The sequence below is a fragment of the Oceanicola sp. S124 genome (genome assembly GCF_000220565.1).
Classification (GTDB): domain Bacteria; phylum Pseudomonadota; class Alphaproteobacteria; order Rhodobacterales; family Rhodobacteraceae; genus Pseudooceanicola.
Genome location: NZ_AFPM01000036.1, coordinates 1 through 5,108 on the forward strand (window position 1 = coordinate 1; position 5,108 = coordinate 5,108).

Here is a 5,108-nt window from a genome sequence, read left to right on the forward strand (position 1 = left end):
TGCGGCTGCCTGAAAATTGGGCAGATGACGCGCCGGTCAGGAAGAAATTCGGGCCGTTTTGTTGTGGTGCCGCCCAAATCGGTCTAACGCATAAGCGGATGCTCAAGGTTTAAGCATGTCAGTCAGAGAACTCTTCGCAAGCTCCGTCCCCCCGGTGTGCCTCGCGCCGCTGGCCGGGATCACGGACCGACCCTATCGCGATCTCGTCGCGGGCTTCGGTGCGGATCTCGTGGTGTCCGAAATGGTCGCCAGCCAGGAGATGGTGCAGGCCAAGCCCGGCACCCGCGAGCGCGCCGAGCTGGGTTTCGGCGATGCCGCGACCTCGGTCCAGCTGGCCGGGCGCGACACCTACTGGATCGGCGAGGCCGCCCGGATGGTCGAGGGGCAGGGCGCCGGCATCATCGACATCAACATGGGCTGCCCGGCCAAGAAGGTGGTCGGCGGGCTGTCGGGCTCGGCGCTGATGCGCGATCTCGACCATGCGCTGACGCTGATCGAGGCGGTGGCCGAGGCGGTCTCGGTTCCGGTGACGCTGAAGATGCGGCTCGGCTGGGATGACGACATGATCAACGCTCCCGAGCTGGCCGCCCGGGCCGAGGGCGCGGGGGTGCAGATGGTGGTGGTGCATGGTCGCACCCGCTGCCAGTTCTACAAGGGCCGCGCCGACTGGGCGGCGATTGCCGCGGTGAAACGGGCGGTGTCGATCCCGGTGATCGCCAATGGCGACATCACCGACCTGAAAAGCGCCCGCGAGGCGCTGCGCCAGTCGGGCGCGGACGGCGTGATGGTCGGGCGCGGGGCGCAGGGTCAGCCCTGGAAGCTGGCGCAGATCCGTGAAGACCTTGCCGGAAGAACGCCGCGCAAAGCCCCGGATGCAAAGGAATTTTCCGACATGGTCGCGCGGCACTACGAGGCCGGGCTGACCTTCTACGGGGCCGACCTGGGCGGTCGGGTGCTGCGCAAGCACCTTGGCTGGTACATGGACCTTGCCGCCACCCCCGCCGGGCTGCGCGGCCGCATCCTGCGCGCCACCACCCCGGCCGAGGTCTTCTCTCTTCTTCCGGAGGCCCTGGCTGCCGGACCCGATGCAACCACCCAACCGGAGGTACGCGCCGCATGAATTCGCGGTCCATTCCCTTCGACTCCGAGGAAATCGCCGCCGCCATCGCCGATGTCGAAGAGACGCCCGTCTGGGCCTCGCTTCCCGTCCCGGCGCTGCTGCTCGACCCCGAGGATTCGATCATCTCGATCAACCCGGCCGCAGAAGGGTTCCTGAACACCTCCGCCCGCTCGATCCGTGGCCAGAAGGTCTGGGAACGGGTAATGATCGACAGCCCGCTGGAAGAGGCCTTCGCCCGGGCCCGTGCGACCTCGTCACCGCTGTTCGTCAACGATGTCGACGTGGGCACCGGAGAGCGCGCGCCCCTGCATTGCAACCTGCAGATCTCGCCGCTGAACGACCGCGAGGGCTTCATGCTGTTCCTGATCTCGCCGCGCGAGCTGGCGGGGCGGATGACCCAGGATCACAGCGTCAAGTCGGCGGCCAAGTCGGCCATCGGCATGGCCGAGATGCTGGCGCACGAGATCAAGAACCCGCTGGCCGGGATTACCGGCGCGGCCCAGCTTCTGTCCATGAACCTCAGCAAGGAGGACATGGAGCTGACCGACCTGATCGTCGCCGAAAGCCGGCGCATCGTGAAGCTGCTGGAGCAGGTCGAGCAGTTCGGCAACCTGACCATGCCGGACCTGAAGCCGGTGAACCTGCACGACGTGCTGGACCGGGCCCGGCGTTCGGCGCTTCTGGGCTTCGGCGCCAACATGAAGATCATCGAGGATTACGATCCCTCGCTGCCGCAGGCCATGGGCGACCCGGACCAGCTGCTACAGGTGGTGCTGAACCTGCTGAAGAACGCCGCTCAGGCCGCCGGCAAGGAGGGTGGCGTGATCCGCCTGCATACATATTTCGAACATTCCTTCCGCCTCAGGCGGGCGGACGGGAAGGGAAAGAGCCTGCCTTTGCAGATCGAAATCGAGGATGACGGCCCCGGCCTGCCGGAAGACATTGCCGGCGACATCTTCGACCCCTTCGTCTCGGGCCGCGAGAACGGCACGGGGCTTGGCCTGGCCCTGGTCAGCAAGATCATCTCGGATCACGAGGGGTGGATTTCCGTCACCTCGGTTCCGGGCAAGACGGTGTTCCGCATTTCGCTGCCGCGGGCGCCCAAGGAAGTCATCGAGAAGGAGAACGAGTGATGGACGGCACGATCCTGGTTGCAGATGACGATCGCACGATCCGCACGGTCCTGACCCAGGCCCTGACGCGGGCCGGCTGCAAGGTCCATGCGACCTCGTCGCTGACCACGCTGATGCGATGGGTCGGCGAGGGCAAGGGCGATGTGGTGATCTCGGACGTTATGATGCCCGACGGGAACGGGCTGGAGATGCTGCCCAAGATCGCCCAGGACCGTCCCGGCCTGCCGGTGATCGTGATCTCGGCGCAGAACACCATCATGACCGCCATCCAGGCCGCAGAGGCCGAGGCCTATGACTACCTGCCCAAGCCCTTCGACCTGCCGGACCTGATGAAACGCACCGCGCGCGCGCTTGAGCAGCGCCAGCGGATGCCCTCCTCCAAGCCCTCCGAAGAGATGAAGGAGCGTCCCGACGAGCTGCCGCTGGTCGGCCGCACCGCCTCGATGCAGGCGCTTTACCGTCTTGTCGCGCGGGTGATGAACACCGATCTTCCGGTGCTGATCGCTGGTGAAAGTGGGACCGGCAAGTCGCTGATCGCGAAGGCAATTCATGACTTCAGCGATCGGCGCAACCTGCCCTTCGTCGCGGTCTCTGCCTCGGATCTGCAAGACCTCGAAGGGCCGGCGCGGATCCTGGCGCGGGCCAAGGGCGGCACCGTTCTGTTCGATGAGATCGCCGATATCGACCAGGAGGTGCAGGCCCGGATCGTGCGCATGATGGATGGCGCCACCGACAACCTGCCGCGCTTCATGGCGACCTCGCAGACCGACCTGAACCGGGCGATGGAAGAGGGCGCCCTGCGGCAGGATTTGTTCTACCGGCTGACCGGCGCGACGATCAACGTGCCCGCCCTGCGTGAGCGCGTCGACGATATCCCGCTGCTGGTCGAGCACTTCCTGCAGCGTGCCGAGCGCGAGGGCGCCATGCGCCGCTACCTGGCCGAGGACGCGCTGGAGATGATGCGCACCTACTCCTGGCCCGGCAACGTGCGCCAGCTGGAAAACGCCATCCGCCGCCTCGTGCTGACCGCGCGCACCGACGAGATCAGCCGCGCCGAGGTGGAAAGCGTCCTGGGCAACCAGCCCGAGACCGAACCGCTCCTGGGCGGGCAGGGCGAGAGCGAGAAGCTCTCGGGCTCGGTCGCGCGCCACCTGCGGCGTTATTTCGATCTTCACGGAAACATGCTGCCCCCGCCGGGCCTCTATGCCCGCATCCTGAAAGAGGTCGAGCTGCCGCTGATCGAGATCGCGCTTGAAGCGACGGGGGGCAACCAGGCGAAATGTGCCGACCTTCTGGGGATCAACCGGAATACCCTGCGCAAGAAGATCACCGATCTGGATATTCGCGTGACACGCCGTCGGAAGTTGATGTAAAAACGCCACAGAACCGTGGCCCCCGGGGGACATCCTCCGGGCAGAGCCACAATATATGGCGTCGGTGCTGCAGGGCACCACATCTGGGCGGGGGTAGCCTGTGGCTACGCGGGCACGACATCTTAGCTGGAACCGGCTGATCAGACTGAGCCGTCAAAGGCGTTTCCAGAACATCGCGACCCTTGGTCTGGTGCTTCTGGGGCCGGTTCTGGTGCTGTCCACCTTCTTCGTCCTGGGACCGCTGAACCTGGGCGGATCCTCGAACGCGCTGCGACTCATCCTGCTGGCGGATTTCGTCTACGTGACCGTCGTTGCGGCGCTTGTGGCGCAGCGGGTCGCCCGGATGGTGGCGGCGCGCAGGGCGCAATCGGCAGGTTCCCGCCTGCACCTCAGGCTGACCGGCACCTTCACCCTGATGGCGCTGATCCCGACCGTCTCTGTCGCGATCTTTGCCGCGCTGACCATCAACATCGGCCTCGAGGGCTGGTTCTCGGACCGGGTGCGGCAGGTGGTGGGCACCTCGCTGGCCGCCGCGCGCGCCTACGAGGACGAGCATCGACAGGACCTGACCAATGACGCCCGGCTTCTGGCCGATGCGCTGGACAGCACCCGCGACGTGAACTTCTTCGTCGGCGACGGCGAGTTGCGGCAGGTCCTGACCTCGGGGCAGGCGCAGATCCAGCGCGGCCTGAAGGAAGCCTATGTGATCGACGGCGCGGGCGAGATCCGCGCCCGTGGCGAGCGCTCGTATCTGTTCGACTACGAAGAGCCCTCGCGGTCGGATTTCGACAAGGCCCGGGGCGCCGGCGTGTCGATCATCGAGGATTGGGACAACAACGAATTCCGCGCCCTCGTGCCGCTGAAGCGCTTCCCTGACCGGCTGCTCTATGTCAGCCGCGAGGTCGATGGCGAGATCCTGAACCTGCTCGACGACACCCAGGAGACCGTGCGCCTCTACCAGCAGCTCGAAAGCGAGCGCGGGCGGGTGCTGTTCGAATTCGCGCTGCTCTATCTCGGGTTCGCTGTGATCCTGATCCTGGCGGCAATCTGGCTGGGTCTCTGGTTCGCTGAACGCCTGTCGCGGCCCGTGGGTCGTCTGACCTCGGCCGCCCAGCAGGTCGGCGCGGGGGATCTGGACGTGCGGGTCCATGAAGAGGCGGGCAATGATGAGTTCGCCCTTTTGTCTCGTTACTTCAACCACATGACGCGGGAACTTAAGCGGCAACGTGAAGAGCTTCTGAAGAATACCGCGCAGATCGAGGCCCGTCGGCGGCTGTTTGACTCGGTGCTCAGCTCGGTCACGTCCGGGGTCGTCGGACTGGACGCCCGTGGCCGGGTGACCTTCGTCAACCGCTCAGCCGAGACGCTTCTGGGCTGGGATGGCGACGAGGAGGCGCGGCCGATCTCTGTCGCCGTGCCCGAATTCGGCCCGCTCTTCGAGCAGCTGCGCAAGGGCAACAGCCAGGTGGTGCAGGAAGAGAT

The 5,108-nt window shown here is 66.0% G+C and carries 4 protein-coding genes; all 4 read left to right on the plus strand.

The features are described 5' to 3' along the window. Window positions 1-115 precede the first annotated feature (115 nt). A complete protein-coding gene (dusB, locus tag OS124_RS23515) occupies window positions 116-1,120 on the plus strand; it encodes a tRNA dihydrouridine synthase DusB (RefSeq protein ID WP_040606590.1) in 1,005 nt (334 codons plus the stop codon). Then, window positions 1,117-2,253 carry a two-component system sensor histidine kinase NtrB gene (locus tag OS124_RS0103120; protein ID WP_010137873.1) on the plus strand — a complete coding sequence of 379 codons (1,137 nt, stop codon included), beginning with the start codon at window positions 1,117-1,119 and terminating at the stop codon, window positions 2,251-2,253. The genes dusB and OS124_RS0103120 overlap by 4 nt, the downstream gene beginning before the upstream one ends. Next, window positions 2,253-3,626: a response regulator gene (locus tag OS124_RS0103125; protein WP_010137875.1), complete on the plus strand. Its 1,374-nt coding sequence runs from the start codon at window positions 2,253-2,255 to the stop codon at window positions 3,624-3,626. The genes OS124_RS0103120 and OS124_RS0103125 overlap by 1 nt, the downstream gene beginning before the upstream one ends. Window positions 3,627-3,726: 100 nt before the next feature. Continuing rightward, window positions 3,727-5,108 (plus strand): sensor histidine kinase NtrY-like (locus OS124_RS0103130; RefSeq protein WP_040606593.1); only part of this gene is annotated, 1,382 nt, incomplete at its 3' end.

Excerpts from the sequence above, each read along its gene's own strand:
- dusB (WP_040606590.1), top strand. The coding sequence starts at position 116 with ATGTCAGTCAGAGAACTCTTCGCAAGCTCCGTCCCCCCGGTGTGCCTC.
- OS124_RS0103120 (WP_010137873.1), top strand. The coding sequence starts at position 1,117 with ATGAATTCGCGGTCCATTCCCTTCGACTCCGAGGAAATCGCCGCCGCC.
- OS124_RS0103125 (WP_010137875.1), top strand. The coding sequence starts at position 2,253 with ATGGACGGCACGATCCTGGTTGCAGATGACGATCGCACGATCCGCACG.